1 protein-coding gene is annotated in these 211 nt (G+C 76.8%); it reads right to left on the bottom strand.

All coding sequences use genetic code 11. The features are described from left to right. The coding region (locus DSP71_RS22775) for a hypothetical protein (RefSeq protein ID WP_220151145.1) at positions 1–202 on the bottom strand (202 nt) is incomplete at its 3' end. Between the last annotated feature and the right edge of the window lie 9 nt (positions 203–211).

The raw sequence follows: 211 nt of genomic DNA, 5'->3' as shown, positions 1-211 counted from the left end.
TGCGCCCGCCGATCGCCTCGGACTCCCCGGGGAGGGATTCGAGGAAGTCGGAGGGCCACGAGACCTCCGCAGGCAGGCAGGTGCCGGGGAAGCCGTCGCCGACGGCCGTCGGCGCGCTCGGGATCGCGGCGGAACACCCGGCGCACGCCAGGACTCCGGCGAGGAGGAGCGCGCTCGCGCGCAGGCGGGGGGAGCTGGGCATCGGTGCCTC

Source organism: Microbacterium sp. H6 (assembly GCF_003314775.1).
GTDB lineage: Bacteria > Actinomycetota > Actinomycetes > Actinomycetales > Microbacteriaceae > Microbacterium > Microbacterium oxydans.
Note: the sequence above shows the minus strand (reverse complement) of the source record. Positions and strands in the feature narration are given on the sequence as shown.